The organism is Pseudarthrobacter sp. TE3704, assembly GCF_056279405.1.
This window is the reverse complement of sequence record NZ_JBWCCJ010000005.1, coordinates 310,028-324,042: the sequence shown is the minus strand read 5'-3', so window position 1 is coordinate 324,042 and position 14,015 is coordinate 310,028. Positions and strand designations below refer to the sequence as shown.

Below are 14,015 nucleotides of genomic sequence, written 5' to 3'. Positions count from 1 at the left end.
GTGCAGGAAGGGCCGGGGCTGTTCCGTGTCATCGGAGGGGGGTGTTACGTTGGGCAGCGTCTGGCTTATTTCGCTGCGGGACCTGGACGCTGACGCCTGCGCCATCCAGCTCGGTGCGGCAGCGAAACTGCAACTCCGCCCAGGCCAGGAACGGTTCGTGGGCGACCCCCTGCGTATGGCCCTGGCAGGACTGGCGGAGGAATCGCGGCGGCCCTATGTCATTGAATCCGATGGCCGTGCTGTCGGTGTACTCACCCTGCAGAGCGGTGCAGCGCGCCTGGCCGGCTGGCCGGACGACCACAGCGCCTGGCTGCTGAGGGGGTTCCTGATCGACCGGCGGCACCAGGGCAGGGGCCTTGGCCACAAAGCCGCCGCCGCTGCCGTGGCTACTGCGGAAAAGCTGACGGCGCGGCACCAGACCGGGGAGACCGGCGTCGTACTGTCCGTCAACGAAGCGAACCCGGCGGGCCTGGCCGCCTACCGCCGCGCCGGATTCGTGGACCACGGCCAATACAACGGAGGCGCGGCAGGGCCGCAAAGGATCATGTTCCGGGGCTTTGCGGATGCCACGATGAGGTAACGGCAGCGGCGCGGCATTGCACTCGGCAGGTGTTTGGTCGATTATGTGGGTGGCGGTGTTCTTCAACCTTGTTGGGGGGAAGGCTCGAACAGTCTTCGTCTCGGGGGGCATTCGTCAGGAGGTCCGGCTCCCGGTCTCAGCACGTCTGGAGCCGGGCCTCCACCTTCTGTGCACCCAGTGCCGGCAGCGTGGCGCCCGGGCAGCTTCGTCACTGAGCCTTGTCTCCCCGCCGAACTGGTGCCTTGGCCGTCCCTGCTGTTTCATCATTCGGAACGCGGTTGAGCGACTGATGCCGGACAGGTCAGCTACCTCTTGGATCTTCAGGAACGCTGTGCCCGTAGCCGTGATTATGTAGCTACGGGCACAGCGTCATGCCCTGCGAGCCTCTGTTAAGCAGGGGCGACCTGGGGAACAGTAGATATGCGAAAGGCCCCGCGGCATTGGGGGTAGCCGCGGAGCCTCTCTTTGGCGTCCGCCCAAATGGGGGAAATGGGAAGTCGCCTCGACAAAGCTACTGGCAAGTAGAAGATTCATCAACATGCAGTTTCGCAGGGTTGGCCTGCATTTATGCAGGTGTGGATGCGTCCGCCGAAGCTACGTTTCGTTATGGCAGGTAGCCGCGTCTCACGTGTGTTGGAGCGGCTAAGCTCGCGGACTGCGCAGCAGGCCTAGCGGACTTGGGCAGCAAAAAGGCCGGTCCCAGGGGTTGACCTGGGGCCGGCCTTTTCTGTCTGCAGATTCTTGCGGACGGTGTGCGGACTATGCCCGCTCCAGCCGCATGATCTGACTAGACGCCGTAGTAGAGCTCGAACTCGTAGGGGTTCGGGCGCAGGGACAGCGGGCGGATCTCGTTCTCGTACTTGTACTCGATCCAGGTGTCGATGAGGTCCTGGGTGAACACGCCACCGGCCTGCAGGAACTCGTTGTCCTCGCGGAGGGCCTCAAGGGCTTCCTCGAGCGTGCCCGGAGCCTTGGGGATGTCCTTGGCTTCCTCGGCGGGGAGCTCGTAGAGGTCCTTGTCGATGGGAGCGGGCGGTTCAATGCGGTTGCGGATGCCGTCGATGCCGGCCATCAGCTGGGCAGCGAATGCCAGGTACGGGTTGGAGGAGGGGTCCGGAGCGCGGAACTCGATGCGCTTGGCCTTCGGGTTGGTGCCCGTGATCGGGATACGGATACCGGCGGAGCGGTTGCCCTGCGAGTACACCATGTTGACCGGGGCCTCGAAGCCCTTGACCAGGCGGCGGTAGGAGTTCACGGTGGGGTTCGTGAACGCCAGTACGGCCGAAGCGTGCTTCAGCAGGCCGCCGATGTACCAGCGGGCGGTGTCGGACAGGCCGGCGTAGCCCTTCTCGTCGTAGAACAGCGGCTGGCCGCCGTTCCACAGCGACTGGTGGCAGTGCATGCCCGAGCCGTTGTCACCGAAGACGGGCTTCGGCATGAAGGTTACGGACTTGCCCCAGGCGTCTGCGGTGTTCTTGATGACGTACTTGAACTTCTGCAGGTCATCGGCAGCGTGGGTCAGGGTGGTGAACTTGTAGTTGATCTCAGCCTGGCCGGCGGAGCCGACTTCGTGGTGGCTGCGCTCGACCTCAAGGCCGGCTTCATCCAGCGCCACGCACATGGCGTCGCGCAGGTCAGCCTGCTTGTCCGTGGGGGAGACCGGGAAGTAACCGCCCTTGACGGGGGTCTTGTAGCCGAGGTTTCCACCCTCTTCCTCGCGGCCGGTGTTCCAGTGGGCTTCCTCGGAGTCGATCTTGTAGAAGCTGCCCTGCGGGGAGGACTGGTACTGGACGTTGTCGAACACGAAGAACTCAGCCTCGGGAGCGAAGAACGCGGTGTCGGCGATGCCGGTGGAGGCCAGGTACGCCTCGGCCTTCTCAGCCACGCCGCGCGGGTCGCGGTGGTACGGGTCACCGGTGCGGGGGTTGACGATGGAGAAGTTCAGCGCGAGGGTCTTCTCCATGCGGAACGTGTCCAGGAACGCGGTGGTGACGTCCGGGATCAGCTGCATGTCGGATTCGGCGATGCCCTGGAAGCCGCGGATGGAGGAGCCGTCGAAGAGCTGGCCGTTGATGAAGAAGTCGGCGTCAACACTCTTGGCGGGAACGTTAAAGTGCTGCTGGACGCCCGGAAGATCGGTGAAGCGGATATCGACGAATTTAATATCTTCGTCCTTGATGAACTTGAGGACTTCGTCCGCAGTCTTGAACATCTATGCTCCTAACGCATATGTAAATATCTGGCGTGCAAGCCATCTGATCCAGCGCAATCCGAAAGCAGGGAGAACTCAAGGTTTTCCCTGCTTTAGGTATTGCTTGAAACTGCTAACAGCCTATGGACGCGGCATTTCCCGTCCGTGTCCACATTGTTTCGGGCAGGTTACAGAATGCCCTGATAACGCAACGCTATCCGCAGTCCACACTGTGGTCTAACTCCATCCACCATCCGGGCGTGGCGGTTAAGGTGAGGCCGGTAAACTTGGACGGTGGTAGATCGCAAAGACATTGGCTCCTGGCTCAGCGGACCGGATACGTCCGGTATCTCGAAGTATCCCGGTGAGCGGCTGGGCCTGCCGGAATCCGGTCCCGGCTCCATCGCGCGGGCGGGACGGCGGATTGCGGCGATCATGATCGACTGGGGCATCGCGCTGCTGATCAGCAACTTTGCGTTTGGTGGAAATTCCTGGGCAACCCTGGCCGTGTTCGCCGTCGAACAGACCCTCCTGGTGGGCACCCTCGGCTACAGCATCGGCCACCGGGCGATGGGCATTTCGGTGGTGAGGCCAGGCGGCGGGGTTCCCGGACCGCTGGCTGCGCTGGTGAGGGCAGTCCTGCTTTGCCTCGTGGTCCCCGCCGTGATTTTCGATCCTGACCAGCGCGGACTCCATGACAAGGCCATGAACACGCTGCTCATCCGCCGGTAGCGGTTCCGCAGCGACGCTGGAAAGCCCGCTAAACGCGGCTCGACTCCCTGGCGGAGACGGCGGCGGTCTCGGGTGCCGCGCCCGGGCTGAGGTGTCCGCGCTTGCCGGCCCAGCTTTCGAACAAGATGGTGGCGAACGGGAAAACGGCTGATACACCGGCGAACAGGGCCACCAGGAATGGCCAGCGCTGCAGGCGCCACAGAGCCAGCGCCGCGATGCCATAGCCCACGAACAGGGCACCGTGGATTGGCCCGGCCACCTGCACACCGATTTCCGTGGTGCCGGCAATCCACTTGAAGTACATGCCGATGAGCAGGGCAGCCCAGCTGAACGCTTCGGCGACCGCGAGGATCCGGAAAGCGCGGATTACTACGTTCTTGAGGGGCATGGGAAGTCCTGTCCTGGGAGATGTTTAACGTGACGGAGGTCTGGGGGGCAAGAAAAACGCCCCGGCGTCCGGCGGGAGGCCGGTACCGGGGCGCTGTCAGGTCTAGCGTCCGCGGTTGGGACGGGCCTTGTAGGGATCGATGCCCTTGGGGATGGGAAGCTTGTTCCCCAGGGATGCGATCCGCTTTGAGACGGCGTTGACCTCAAGCTTGGTCAGTTCCTTCTTCAGCTTGCCCATCTTCTTGGCAACCTGGCTGAGCGGCACCTGGCCTTCGCCGCGGCCGCTCTCGATGACGTGGACCGTAACGTTGGGCAGGATCCGGGCGAGGCGCTTGCGCTCCGCATCCAGCAGCGGCTTCACCCGGTGCGTGGGGCCTTCACTGACGAGCACGACGCCGGGACGGCCGATGGCACGGAACACGGCGTCCTGCGTGCGGGGGTTAACGGCTACCGGCTGTTCCTCGGTGATCCAGCCGCGGCGAAGGGTCCCGAGGGCGGCGCCGGAGGCACCCGGCTGGTTTTCGATTTGTGCGAAGGCGGCACGTTCAGCACGGCGCGAGAGGATCAGCGTGGCGCCCAGCAGGCCGAGCGGAATGCCGATGATCAGGCCGGTAATCCAGTTTTCCAGCCAGAAGCCCACCAGGAAGCTCACAGCCACAACGCCAAGGAAGACCAGCAGCATCAGCCACGGCACCATGGGGTCATGCCGGCGGGTCATGTTGAAGACTTCGCCGATCTGCTTGAGCCGGCTGGGCTTCTTAACCTTGGCTTCTTTCGGCTTGCGCGAGAAGAGGCCGCGCTTCACCGCGCTGGAGCCCGCCGGAGTGGAGTTGCTGGAGTCAGGGGATTTCGCCATAGTGCCTCAATTCTACGTGACTTAAGCCCAAAGGCCGGACGCCGGAATCTTCCGGTGCCGGCCCTTGGGGACGCTATGTGCAGTGGCGGGAGCCTGGGTCAGGAATGCGCTGCCAGGAGTGAGCTGGCTTCCTGGCGGGTGGTGCCGGAGTCCTGGATGCCGTCGGCGATGTGGGCGAGGGCGGCGGGGATGTCGCGGCCTTTTTTGCGCATCGCGGTGGCCCAGAGCCGGCCGGCCCGGTAGGAGGAGCGGACCAGGGGGCCGGACATGACGCCGAGGAAGCCGATCTCGTCCGCTTCCTGCTGCAGGTCCACGAATTCCTGGGGTTTGACCCAGCGGTCCACGGGCAGGTGGCGTTCGGAGGGGCGCAGGTACTGGGTGATGGTGATCAGGTCGCAGCCGGCGGCGTGCAGGTCGCGGAGGGCTTCGGAGATTTCCTCGCGGGTTTCGCCCATGCCCAGGATCAGGTTGGACTTGGTCACCATGCCCAGGTTCCGGCCCTGGGTGATGACGTCCAGAGACCGGTCGTAGCGGAACGCCGGGCGGATCCGCTTGAAGATCCGGGGCACGGTTTCGACGTTGTGCGCGAACACCTCCGGCTTCGAGTCGCAGATCGCGGCGATATGCTCTGGCTTGCCGGAGAAGTCCGGGATGAGCAGTTCGACGCCGGTGCCGGGATTCAGCTCGTGGATTTTGCGGACGGTCTCGGCGTAGAGCCAGACGCCTTCGTCCTCGAGGTCATCGCGGGCCACACCGGTGACCGTGGCGTAGCGCAGCTGCATGGCCTGGACCGAGCGGGCCACCTTGGTGGGTTCGAACCGGTCCACGGGGGAAGGCTTGCCGGTATCGATCTGGCAGAAGTCGCAGCGGCGGGTGCACTCGGAGCCGCCGATCAGGAACGTGGCTTCCTTGTCTTCCCAGCATTCGAAGATGTTGGGGCAGCCGGCTTCTTCACAGACGGTGTGCAGGCCTTCCTTTTTCACCAGGTTCTTCAGCCCGACGAACTCCGGGCCCATCTGGACCTTGGCCTTGATCCAGTCCGGCTTGCGCTCCACCGGGGTGGCCGCATTGCGCTGCTCGATCCGCAGCATCTTCCGGCCTTCAGGTGCCAGTGTCACAGTAGAGCTCCTTCGGGGCTTAAAACGAGTGCTTCTTGGTGCTTGCGGAATTCTTCCACAATGCGGTCAATGATGTGCGCCGGGCGGATGTCCCGCCCGGTCTCCTGCGACATGGTGGTCACACCGGCGTCGGTGATGCCGCAGGCGATGATCTGCGAATACGGTGCGAGGTCATTGCTGCAGTTGATGGCGATGCCATGCATGGTCACCCCGTTGAGGACACGGATTCCGATGGCGGCTATCTTGCGGTCAGGGCCCTTGGCGTCTGCCTTGACCCATACCCCGGCGCGCCCCTTGATCCGTTCGGCCTTGATGCCGTACTCGTCCATAACGGCGATCATGATGGCTTCCAGGCGCTCCACGTAGTCACGGATTCCGGCGCGGTTCTTCAACTTGAGGATGGGATAGGCGATCAACTGCCCAGGGCCATGCCAGGTCAGCTTCCCGCCACGGTCCACAGCCACCACGGGCGTTCCGTCGAACGGCCGCTCGTGGTCTTCGGTGAGCTTGCCTGCCGTATAGACGGCGGCATGTTCCAGCAATAGGACGGTGCTTGGCGTTTCGCCGGCGACTACTTTGTCATGGAGTTCGCGCTGGATGTCCCAGGCTTGCTGGTAATCGACGAAGTCGGGGGCAAGACCCAGCTGTGAAAACTCAAGAGTCATGGAATCCAGCTTAGACCCCGGAACCCGGCGTTCCCGGTTTAGTGTCTAACCTCACCATCGTCCCCGGATGTGCCCGGCAAGGGACTGTGCCTGTGGATAACTTCTGCAGGCAACGGCGGATTGGGCTAAACATGGGGGATGGATGATGTTCAGGCTCCAAGTGTTCCTGGCTACGCGGTGGGCCGGCTGCTGGGCCAGGGCGGCAGCGCTTCGGTGTGGTTGGCTACGGAAACGCTGACGGGCCGCGACTATGCCCTGAAGTGCTTCCGCCCGTCTTCGCGCGGGGTGCGGACCGGGAAAAACCTGACGGAAGATGCCGTGAAACGCGAAATCCGTATCCTCTCGGTCCTGGATCACCAGCACCTCGTCAAAGCCCACGATGCAGTCCGGGTGGAAGAGGTCCCGGGGGCGGGTACAGCCCTGGTGATGGACTACGCCTCCGGCGGTTCGCTTGCCCAATTGGTGGGCAGCCGCGGCCGCCTCAGCGTCGGTGAAACAATCACGGTGGTGACGCCCATAGCGCAGGCCCTGGGCTACCTCCACGCCAACGGGTTCACGCATTCAGACGTCTCGCCCGGCAACGTGCTGTTCACCGGTCAGGGCAAACCATTGCTGTCCGACGTCGGCATTGCCCGGATGCTCGGTGATCCCGGCCGGGCAGCAAGCCCTGGAACTCCCGGTTTCGTGGACCCCGCGCCCGTGGATGCCGTCCGTGCAGGCCTGCAGCCCGAACGCGACGTCTACGCTGCGGCCGCCCTGGGCTGGTACTGCCTGACCGGGGAGGCACCCGCGCGGACCGCTGACCGTCCGCCGCTGTCCCTCCTCGTCCCGGGGGTGCCCAGGGAACTGGCTGCTGCCCTGGAATCCGGGCTGAATGAGGACCGCCGGCTTCGCCCCACGGCTTCCGCCCTGGCCACCGCCGTCTACCGCAGCGCCTCGCCGCGGCCCCTGGATTTGGCGGCCGCCGTCCATCCCACGGTGATTCCGGAACTGCTGACGCGCAGGCACGTCCCGCCGTCGTCCTCGCCGAACCGGATCAAGGAGCAACTCGAGGACATGCGCCGGCGGCTGGCGACATCTCCATGGACGGGGAAAGGGACAAGTCTCCACAGGCTGCCCTTTCCGGATACCCGGAAGCCCGCGGCCGGCAGGGGAAAGCACGCCGGCCTCTTGCGTCAGGCGCCGCCGACTCGCCGGTATATGGTGAGGATCGCCCTGCCCGCCGTCGCCGTCCTGGCCATCGCGGGCGGTTGGTCGGTGGCTGGTGGCAGTTCCGTCTTTCCGCCCGGTGACGCTGCACCCGGAGCCACTGCGGTCCCTGCGGATCCGGGTTCACTGGGGAAAAGCCCACACCCCGGCGAGGCCGCCGATCCTGCCGGGGCTGCCAGGCATCAGGCAGCGGCCGCCGACCCCGCGCAGGCCCTGGTGGGCCTGGCGGCACTGCGGGACCATGCCTTCAGCAGCGGCAACCTGGAGCTGTTGGGCGAGGTGAACGCTGACGGTTCCCCCGCGGCGGCGGCAGACAGCCGGACGGCCGGCAGGCTTCGAAGCTCGGGTCTTGTCCTGGCCGGGTTTGCCACTTCGCTGTCCGGCCTGGCCACGGAAGACGGGGTCACGGAAGCGCATGCCGTAGTCCGTGCCACGTCCGCTACCTCCGCCTATCAGGAGCAGGATCCCCAGGGCTCCGTCCATGCAGCAGGCGAAGCCAGCACCGGCCAGCCCCTTCGGCTGGTACTGGTCTCCGTGGACGGCGAATGGAGGATCAGCGAAATCCTGCCGGGATCCTGATGACCTGTTGAGGGAACGGGAGCCGGCTAACCCCTGGCCCCCGCACCCTCCTTGCCGGCCACCCATTGCGCGGCCTGGGCCAGCGCCGGATGCTGCCACCGGAAGCCGGCATCCTGCAGGACTGCAGGCTCCATGCGCTGGCTGGACAGCAGCAACTCTTCCGCGAGGTTCCGCATCACAAGCCGCAGCGCAAAGGAGGGGACCCGCAGCACCGCAGGCCGGTGCAGGGCAGCGGCAAGTGCTGCCACGATGGCGTTGACGTCGGCGTCCTCCGGCGCGCACAGGTTGACCGGCCCCCGGACCTGCGACTCGAGCAGGAAAAGGAAGGCTGCGGACACGTCCGGCAGGGTGACCCACGGCCAGAACTGCCTGCCGTTCCCGAAGGGCCCGCCCACGCCGAGGCGCAGCAATGGAAGCATGCGGCCCAAGGCGCCGCCGGTCCGGCTGAAGACCACGCCGGTCCGTGGAATGACCACGCGGACGCCGGCCGGGGCGGTGGCCGCCGCAGCTTCCCACTCAGCGCAGATCCGTGCCAGGGTGCCCTCTCCCGGTGGCGCGGATTCGCGCAGAACTGTGTTTCCGGCGTCACCGTAGTACCCCGAGCCGGACTGGCTGATGAACGTTGCCGGCGGAACATCCAGTTGGTGCATCGCCTGCGTGAGCGTCCGCGTGGCACCGACCCGGGAACTGAACAGCTCGTCCACGCGCTTGCGCGTCCAGGGCCTGTCCCCGATACCGGCGCCGGACAGGTTCACCACGGCGTCTGCCCCGGCCAGCGCCACTGGGTTCAGCTGGCCGGCGGCGGGGTCCCAGCGGATTTCGGAGTCTGAGGCGGGCTCCCGCCTGACGAGGGTAACGACGTCGTGGCCGGCGTCACGGAAGGTTGCGGAGATGGAGGTGCCGAGCAGCCCGGAGGCTCCTGCGATGACGATGCGCATGCTCCATCTCACCACGGCCGTAGGCTTTGGCACGTCCCGCAGGGGCGGCGGAGGGTTGACTATGATCGAACGATGACTTCTTCCAGCTACTTCCGTTTCCCGCATCTGCACGGTGATCTGGTCACTTTCGTGGCCGAGGACGACGTGTGGATCGCGCCCCTGGGCGGTGGGCGTGCCTGGCGTGTCTCCGCGCTTCAGCTGCCCGCCCGCAACCCCCGTTTCACCCCGGACGGGAAGAAGCTGGTGTGGACGGTGGTGCAGGGAACGGCGCCGGAGGTAGTGTCCGCGGACGTCGACGGCGGAGGCTACCGGCAACTGACCTATTTTGGGCACAGCACCACCAGGGTGAAGGGGTTCACCGCCGGCGGATCCGTGGTGGTCACCAGCGCTTTCCGCCAGGCCGAAAGCCGGCACACGTACGCCTACAGCCTTCCCTTGGACGGTGGCTGGGCCGAGGAGCTTCCTTTCGGTCCGGTGGAGTCAGTGGCCTTCGGGCCGGAAGTGGGCGACGAACGTCCGGTGGTGGTGGGCAGCGTACTGTCCCGCGAACCGGCCTGGTGGAAGCGCTACCGGGGCGGCACGGCCGGAAAGCTGTGGATAGATACGGACGGCAACGGCGAGTTTGAGCGGCTCGTGCCGGAACTGAACGGCAACCTCGCCGATCCGATGTGGGTTGGCGGACGCATCGCGTTCCTGTCGGACCACGAGGGCTACGGCAACCTCTATTCCGTCCTTCCCAGCGGAAAAGACCTGCGCCGGCACACCGACCATGAGGACTTCTACGTCCGGCATGCCGCCACGGACGGACAACGCGTCATTTTCGAGTCGGCCGGTGAGCTGTGGGTCCTGCCCGATCTTGGCTCGGACGCCGTGCGCCTGGACATCACCCTGGGGTCCGCTTCGCAGTCCAGGCGCCCTGCCCTTCTTAAGACGTCCAAGCACCTGGGCGCCGTGGTGCCGGACGCCACCGGCGCGGCAAGCGCCGTGGAGGCCCATGGCACCATCCACTGGCTGCGGCACAAGGATGGCCCGTCACGCATTATCGAAGCCACGCCCGGCGTCCGGGGCCGCCTGCCCAGGCCCCTCGGCGATGGACGAATTGCCTATATCGCTGACCACGACGGCGTGGAGGCACTGCACATCAAGGCCATTGTGGCGGCGGTGCCCCACGCTTCCGGCGCCGTATCCGTCCCCGCCCGGGCCGCCGTCGAACCCCAGGCCGGCGCCGACGCGTCGGAGGCGGCTCCCGGTGCGGAGGAAGCCACGCCGTTGCCACGGCCCGTTCCCGCTGCAGGAGCTGCTGTCCTGTCTGGCGGCAGCACCTTTGCCCCTGCCCCCGACGGCCAGCAGGCCGGCGGCGGGCAGTCCGACGACAGCCCGCAGCCAGACGCACTGCAGTCCGACGCGCAGCAGGCAGACGTCGCCCCGGAGGGCGGCGGGACAGGGGCAGGGGCGCAGGCAGCAGCCGCCGGTACCGAAGCTGCACGTTTCCCGATACCCGTACCGTCCCGCGCCAGCTCGCTGGAGGCCAGCCCCGATGGCCGCTGGATAGCCCTGGGTACCTCCTTTGGCGAGGTGTACGTGGTGGACACCCGGACCGGCGCTTTGTCGCTGATGGCCAGCATCGGGGAGGGAACAATCGCGGACCTGGCATGGTCCGCGGATTCGCGGTGGCTCGCCTGGTCCGAGCCCGTCACGTCCTTTGGTGCCCGCAGCCGGCTCCGGCTGGCGGATCCGGAGCATCCCGACGCCGGCCCGGTGGATGTCACTGACGGCCGCTTCGGCGACAAATCGCCCGTCTTTACGCCTGACGGCAAGTACCTTGCGTTCCTTTCCAACCGGAGTTTTGACCCGGTCTACGACGGCCACTCCTTCGACCTGTCATTCCCCAGCCCCATCAAGCCGTACCTGGTGGCACTCGCGGCCGGGACGCCGTCGCCGTTCGGGCCGGCCGTCGCCCCGGATGCCGAAACAGTACCTGTCGAAACGCCGAAGGGGACGTCAGCTGAGGCCTCCAGCATGCCGGAGGTCCTGGTGGACGCGGAAGGCCTGGCCCATCGGGTCATCGGCGTGCCTGTACCTCAGGGCAACTACACCTCCCTCGCGGCCACCGACGGCGCGCTGTTGTGGCTGGACTGGGCGCTCTCAGGCGTCACCGGCGACGGCAAAGCCAGCCAGGAAGACAAGGATGCCCGGCCCAGCCTGGTGCGGTTCGACCTGGACCGGAAGAAGCAGTCCACGCTGGTGGAATCGCTGGACAGCTTCCGGTTGTCAGGCGACCGGACCAAGGTGGTGCTGGTCTCCGACAAGCAGGTGCAGGTTGTTCCTTCCGATGCCAAGGCCGATGAGGAGTCCGGAAAACTGGTCAAGGTGGACCTCGGCCGCATCCGCGTCATGATGGATCCGCTCAGCGTGTGGGGCCAGGCCTTTGATGAGGCCTGGCGGCTGCAGCGCGACTTCTTCTGGGCAGAGGACATGGCGGGCCAGGACTGGGAAGGCGTCCACCGCCGTTACCGGCCATTGGTGGACCGGCTGGGCTCGCACGACGACCTGGTGGACCTGCTGTGGGAGCTGCACGGCGAACTGGGTACCTCCCACGCGTACGTCCGGCCGGCCCCGGTCACCGAAAACGGCAGCCAGGGGCAGGGCCGGCTGGGTGCCGACCTCGCGCACACGCAGGCGGGCTGGGAAATCACCCGCGTCCTCGCCGGTGAATCCTCTGATCCGCTGGCCACCTCGCCCTTGGCCAGGCCGGGCGTGGACGCCAAGGCCGGTGACATCCTGCTGGCCATCGACGGTGTTCCGCTGACCGCGGCCGTCACGCCCGCCATGCAGCTGGTGGGTGCGGCGGGCCGTGCCGTGGAGCTGACCCTCCTTAACGGTGCGGGGCACGGCGGTGCCGCCGGCACCCAGCGGCGCGTCGCCGTCGTTCCCGTCAAGGACGAAGAACGCCTGCGGTACCAGGAATGGGTGGCATCCAACCGGCGGACCGTCCGGGAAGCATCGGACGGCACCTTTGGCTACCTGCACGTTCCGGACATGATGGCCAACGGGTGGGCGCAGCTGCACCGGGACCTGGACACCGAAACCGCGCTGGACGGACTCATCGTGGATGTCCGGCGGAACCGGGGCGGCCATACGTCCCAGCTCGTTGCCGAACTCATCGGCCGCAAGGTCACCGGCTGGAGCATGCCCCGGGGTGAAAAGCCGCGCACGTACCCGCACCACGCACCACGCGGTCCTGTGATCGTCCTGGCGGACGAATTTGCAGGGTCCGACGGCGACATCATCACCCAGGTGTCCAAGCTTCGGGGAATCGGCCCGGTCATCGGAACCCGCACCTGGGGCGGCGTGGTGGGAATCGACAACAGGTTTGCGCTTGCCGACGGCACGGGTGTCACCCAGCCCCGTTACGCCACCTGGTTCGGCGAGGGCGTGGGCTGGAGCGTCGAGAACCATGGAGTGGACCCGGACATCGAGGTGACCTTCCCGCCGCACGCGTATGCCGCCGGCCGCGACCCGCAGCTGGAGTACGGCATCGGCGCGCTGAAGGAAATGATCCAGGAACTGCCCACTGACCGGCCGCCGGCACGGGAAGGCTACCGCCGGCTCCGTCCCGCCCCGCTGCCTGCCCGGCGGCAAGGGAGCTAGGAGCCGGGGGCTTCAGCCATTAAAACGAAAGGCCCTGCCTGGCCGGAACATTCCGGACAGGCAGGGCCTTTGCGTTTGTTGCCTGCGCCAGGTTCAGGAATCCAGGGTGGCATCCAGGGTGATGTCAATGCTGGCAAGGGCTCCGGAGACCGGGCAGCCCACCTTTGCTTCGGCGGCGATCTTCTGGAATTCGTCCTGCGAGATGCCGGGAACCCGCGCGGACATGGTCAGGTGGCTGCCGGTGATGCCTGTGCCGGGAACGAAGGTCACGTCGGCTTTGGTGCGGACTTCCTCCGGAGTGTGGCCCGCTTTGGCCAGCTCGTTGCTGAAAGCCATGGAGAAGCAGGCGGCGTGGGCCGCGGCGATGAGTTCCTCCGGGCTGGTTTTGCCGTTGGCCGCTTCCGTGCGCGCCTTCCAGGTGACATCAAAGGTGCCAAGGCCTGAGGTGGCCAGGCTGGTGGTTCCGGAGCCCTCCGTCAGGTTGCCGTTCCATACTGCGTTTGCTGAACGTGTTGCTGCCATGTTCACTCCTCAAGTTGATTCGTACCGGGGCAGGCAGCCGCCTGAACCCCGCCGCTTCCCATCCTAGGGACTTCGCCGGGAGGGTGCACCCGGTGTCCGCTGCTGGTGGATTATGACTCCCGGACCAGGAGCGGCGCCCGTAAAAGGGTCAGTTCCAGATGGTGGCGATGGCGATGTTGAGCAGCGCGAGTCCGCCCACGGCGTGTGCCAGGCCCGGGCTGACCGCTTCGCCCTTCTTGTACTTCCGGCGTCCGATGAAGGCCAGAACGCCGACAACCACGGCAATGACGAGCTTGATGCCCAGCTTGGCGTAGTTTGCGTCCATGTCCAGGGCCGGGATGAGCCCCATCAGGGCGACGCCGGTGAGAAGCTGCAGCATGGCGCCGTCGAACTGGCGGGGGTGGACGGTGGGCTTCTTCATCTGGCCGATCCAGATGCCCACGATCATGGCTGCGCCGACGATGTGCAGGAAAACCACAATGTTATAGACGATGTTCATGGGACCAGTGTAGCCAGTTGTTCTACAGCCGGTAGTAGGTGCGTCTGCGTTGTGCCGCGGTGGCGCCAGGACGTACAAAAAACGACGG

General features: G+C 66.0%; 12 protein-coding genes. 4 read left to right on the top strand and 8 right to left on the bottom strand.

What is annotated here, in order from left to right:
* Positions 1–25 precede the first annotated feature (25 nt).
* Positions 26–580 (top strand): N-acetyltransferase family protein, encoded by a 555-nt coding sequence (locus tag ACZ9BC_RS15750; protein ID WP_476246748.1) that lies wholly within the window; start codon positions 26–28, stop codon positions 578–580.
* Positions 581–1,367: 787 nt separating this feature from the next.
* Here the strand turns inward: ACZ9BC_RS15750 and glnA are convergent.
* Positions 1,368–2,792, bottom strand: a complete 1,425-nt coding sequence (gene glnA, locus ACZ9BC_RS15745) for a type I glutamate--ammonia ligase (protein WP_079597146.1) — start codon at positions 2,790–2,792, stop codon at positions 1,368–1,370.
* Positions 2,793–3,065: 273 nt separating this feature from the next.
* On the opposite strand from glnA, the gene ACZ9BC_RS15740 reads away from it, so the two are divergent.
* Positions 3,066–3,503, top strand: coding sequence for an RDD family protein (locus ACZ9BC_RS15740; protein ID WP_079597145.1), 438 nt, complete (start codon positions 3,066–3,068; stop codon positions 3,501–3,503).
* Positions 3,504–3,531: 28 nt separating this feature from the next.
* On the opposite strand, the gene ACZ9BC_RS15735 is transcribed toward ACZ9BC_RS15740, so the two are convergent.
* The 4 genes from ACZ9BC_RS15735 to lipB all read right to left on the bottom strand — a co-directional run bounded on the left by ACZ9BC_RS15735 (position 3,532) and on the right by lipB (position 6,529).
* Positions 3,532–3,891 carry a DUF3817 domain-containing protein gene (locus tag ACZ9BC_RS15735; protein ID WP_476246747.1) on the bottom strand — a complete coding sequence of 120 codons (360 nt, stop codon included), beginning with the start codon at positions 3,889–3,891 and terminating at the stop codon, positions 3,532–3,534.
* Between the two features lie 102 nt (positions 3,892–3,993).
* Positions 3,994–4,746, bottom strand: a complete 753-nt coding sequence (locus ACZ9BC_RS15730; RefSeq protein WP_079597143.1) for a DUF4191 domain-containing protein — start codon at positions 4,744–4,746, stop codon at positions 3,994–3,996.
* Between the two features lie 98 nt (positions 4,747–4,844).
* Positions 4,845–5,864, bottom strand: a complete 1,020-nt coding sequence (gene lipA, locus ACZ9BC_RS15725; RefSeq protein ID WP_275726283.1) for a lipoyl synthase — start codon at positions 5,862–5,864, stop codon at positions 4,845–4,847.
* On the bottom strand, positions 5,861–6,529 hold the full coding sequence (gene lipB / locus ACZ9BC_RS15720; RefSeq protein ID WP_476246746.1) for a lipoyl(octanoyl) transferase LipB: 669 nt from the start codon (positions 6,527–6,529) through the stop codon (positions 5,861–5,863). The genes lipA and lipB overlap by 4 nt, the downstream gene beginning before the upstream one ends.
* A 138-nt stretch (positions 6,530–6,667) precedes the next feature.
* On the opposite strand from lipB, the gene ACZ9BC_RS15715 reads away from it, so the two are divergent.
* Entirely contained in the window at positions 6,668–8,317 is a 1,650-nt protein-coding gene (locus ACZ9BC_RS15715) for a serine/threonine-protein kinase (protein WP_476246745.1), read from the top strand.
* A gap of 26 nt (positions 8,318–8,343) precedes the next feature.
* Here the strand turns inward: ACZ9BC_RS15715 and ACZ9BC_RS15710 are convergent, their stop codons facing one another.
* Positions 8,344–9,255: a TIGR01777 family oxidoreductase gene (locus tag ACZ9BC_RS15710; protein WP_476246819.1), complete on the bottom strand. Its 912-nt coding sequence runs from the start codon at positions 9,253–9,255 to the stop codon at positions 8,344–8,346.
* A gap of 72 nt (positions 9,256–9,327) precedes the next feature.
* Here ACZ9BC_RS15710 and ACZ9BC_RS15705 point away from each other — a divergent pair, with 72 nt between their 5' ends.
* Positions 9,328–12,906, top strand: coding sequence for a S41 family peptidase (locus tag ACZ9BC_RS15705; RefSeq protein WP_476246744.1), 3,579 nt, complete (start codon positions 9,328–9,330; stop codon positions 12,904–12,906).
* Positions 12,907–12,999: 93 nt separating this feature from the next.
* On the opposite strand, the gene ACZ9BC_RS15700 is transcribed toward ACZ9BC_RS15705, so the two are convergent.
* Together ACZ9BC_RS15700 and ACZ9BC_RS15695 are read right to left on the bottom strand one after the other, a co-directional pair.
* Positions 13,000–13,428, bottom strand: a complete 429-nt coding sequence (locus ACZ9BC_RS15700) for an OsmC family protein (protein WP_476246743.1) — start codon at positions 13,426–13,428, stop codon at positions 13,000–13,002.
* A gap of 148 nt (positions 13,429–13,576) precedes the next feature.
* Positions 13,577–13,927, bottom strand: coding sequence for a hypothetical protein (locus ACZ9BC_RS15695; RefSeq protein ID WP_476246742.1), 351 nt, complete (start codon positions 13,925–13,927; stop codon positions 13,577–13,579).
* Between the last annotated feature and the right edge of the window lie 88 nt (positions 13,928–14,015).

Bases quoted from the DNA above. Each gene is read 5' to 3' on its own strand.
- glnA (WP_079597146.1), bottom strand. From the start codon at position 2,792: ATGTTCAAGACTGCGGACGAAGTCCTCAAGTTCATCAAGGACGAAGAT.
- ACZ9BC_RS15705 (WP_476246744.1), top strand. From the start codon at position 9,328: ATGACTTCTTCCAGCTACTTCCGTTTCCCGCATCTGCACGGTGATCTG.
- ACZ9BC_RS15700 (WP_476246743.1), bottom strand. From the start codon at position 13,428: ATGGCAGCAACACGTTCAGCAAACGCAGTATGGAACGGCAACCTGACG.
- ACZ9BC_RS15715 (WP_476246745.1), top strand. From the start codon at position 6,668: ATGGATGATGTTCAGGCTCCAAGTGTTCCTGGCTACGCGGTGGGCCGG.
- ACZ9BC_RS15710 (WP_476246819.1), bottom strand. From the start codon at position 9,255: ATGCGCATCGTCATCGCAGGAGCCTCCGGGCTGCTCGGCACCTCCATC.
- ACZ9BC_RS15735 (WP_476246747.1), bottom strand. From the start codon at position 3,891: ATGCCCCTCAAGAACGTAGTAATCCGCGCTTTCCGGATCCTCGCGGTC.
- ACZ9BC_RS15730 (WP_079597143.1), bottom strand. From the start codon at position 4,746: ATGGCGAAATCCCCTGACTCCAGCAACTCCACTCCGGCGGGCTCCAGC.
- lipB (WP_476246746.1), bottom strand. From the start codon at position 6,529: ATGACTCTTGAGTTTTCACAGCTGGGTCTTGCCCCCGACTTCGTCGAT.
- ACZ9BC_RS15695 (WP_476246742.1), bottom strand. From the start codon at position 13,927: ATGAACATCGTCTATAACATTGTGGTTTTCCTGCACATCGTCGGCGCA.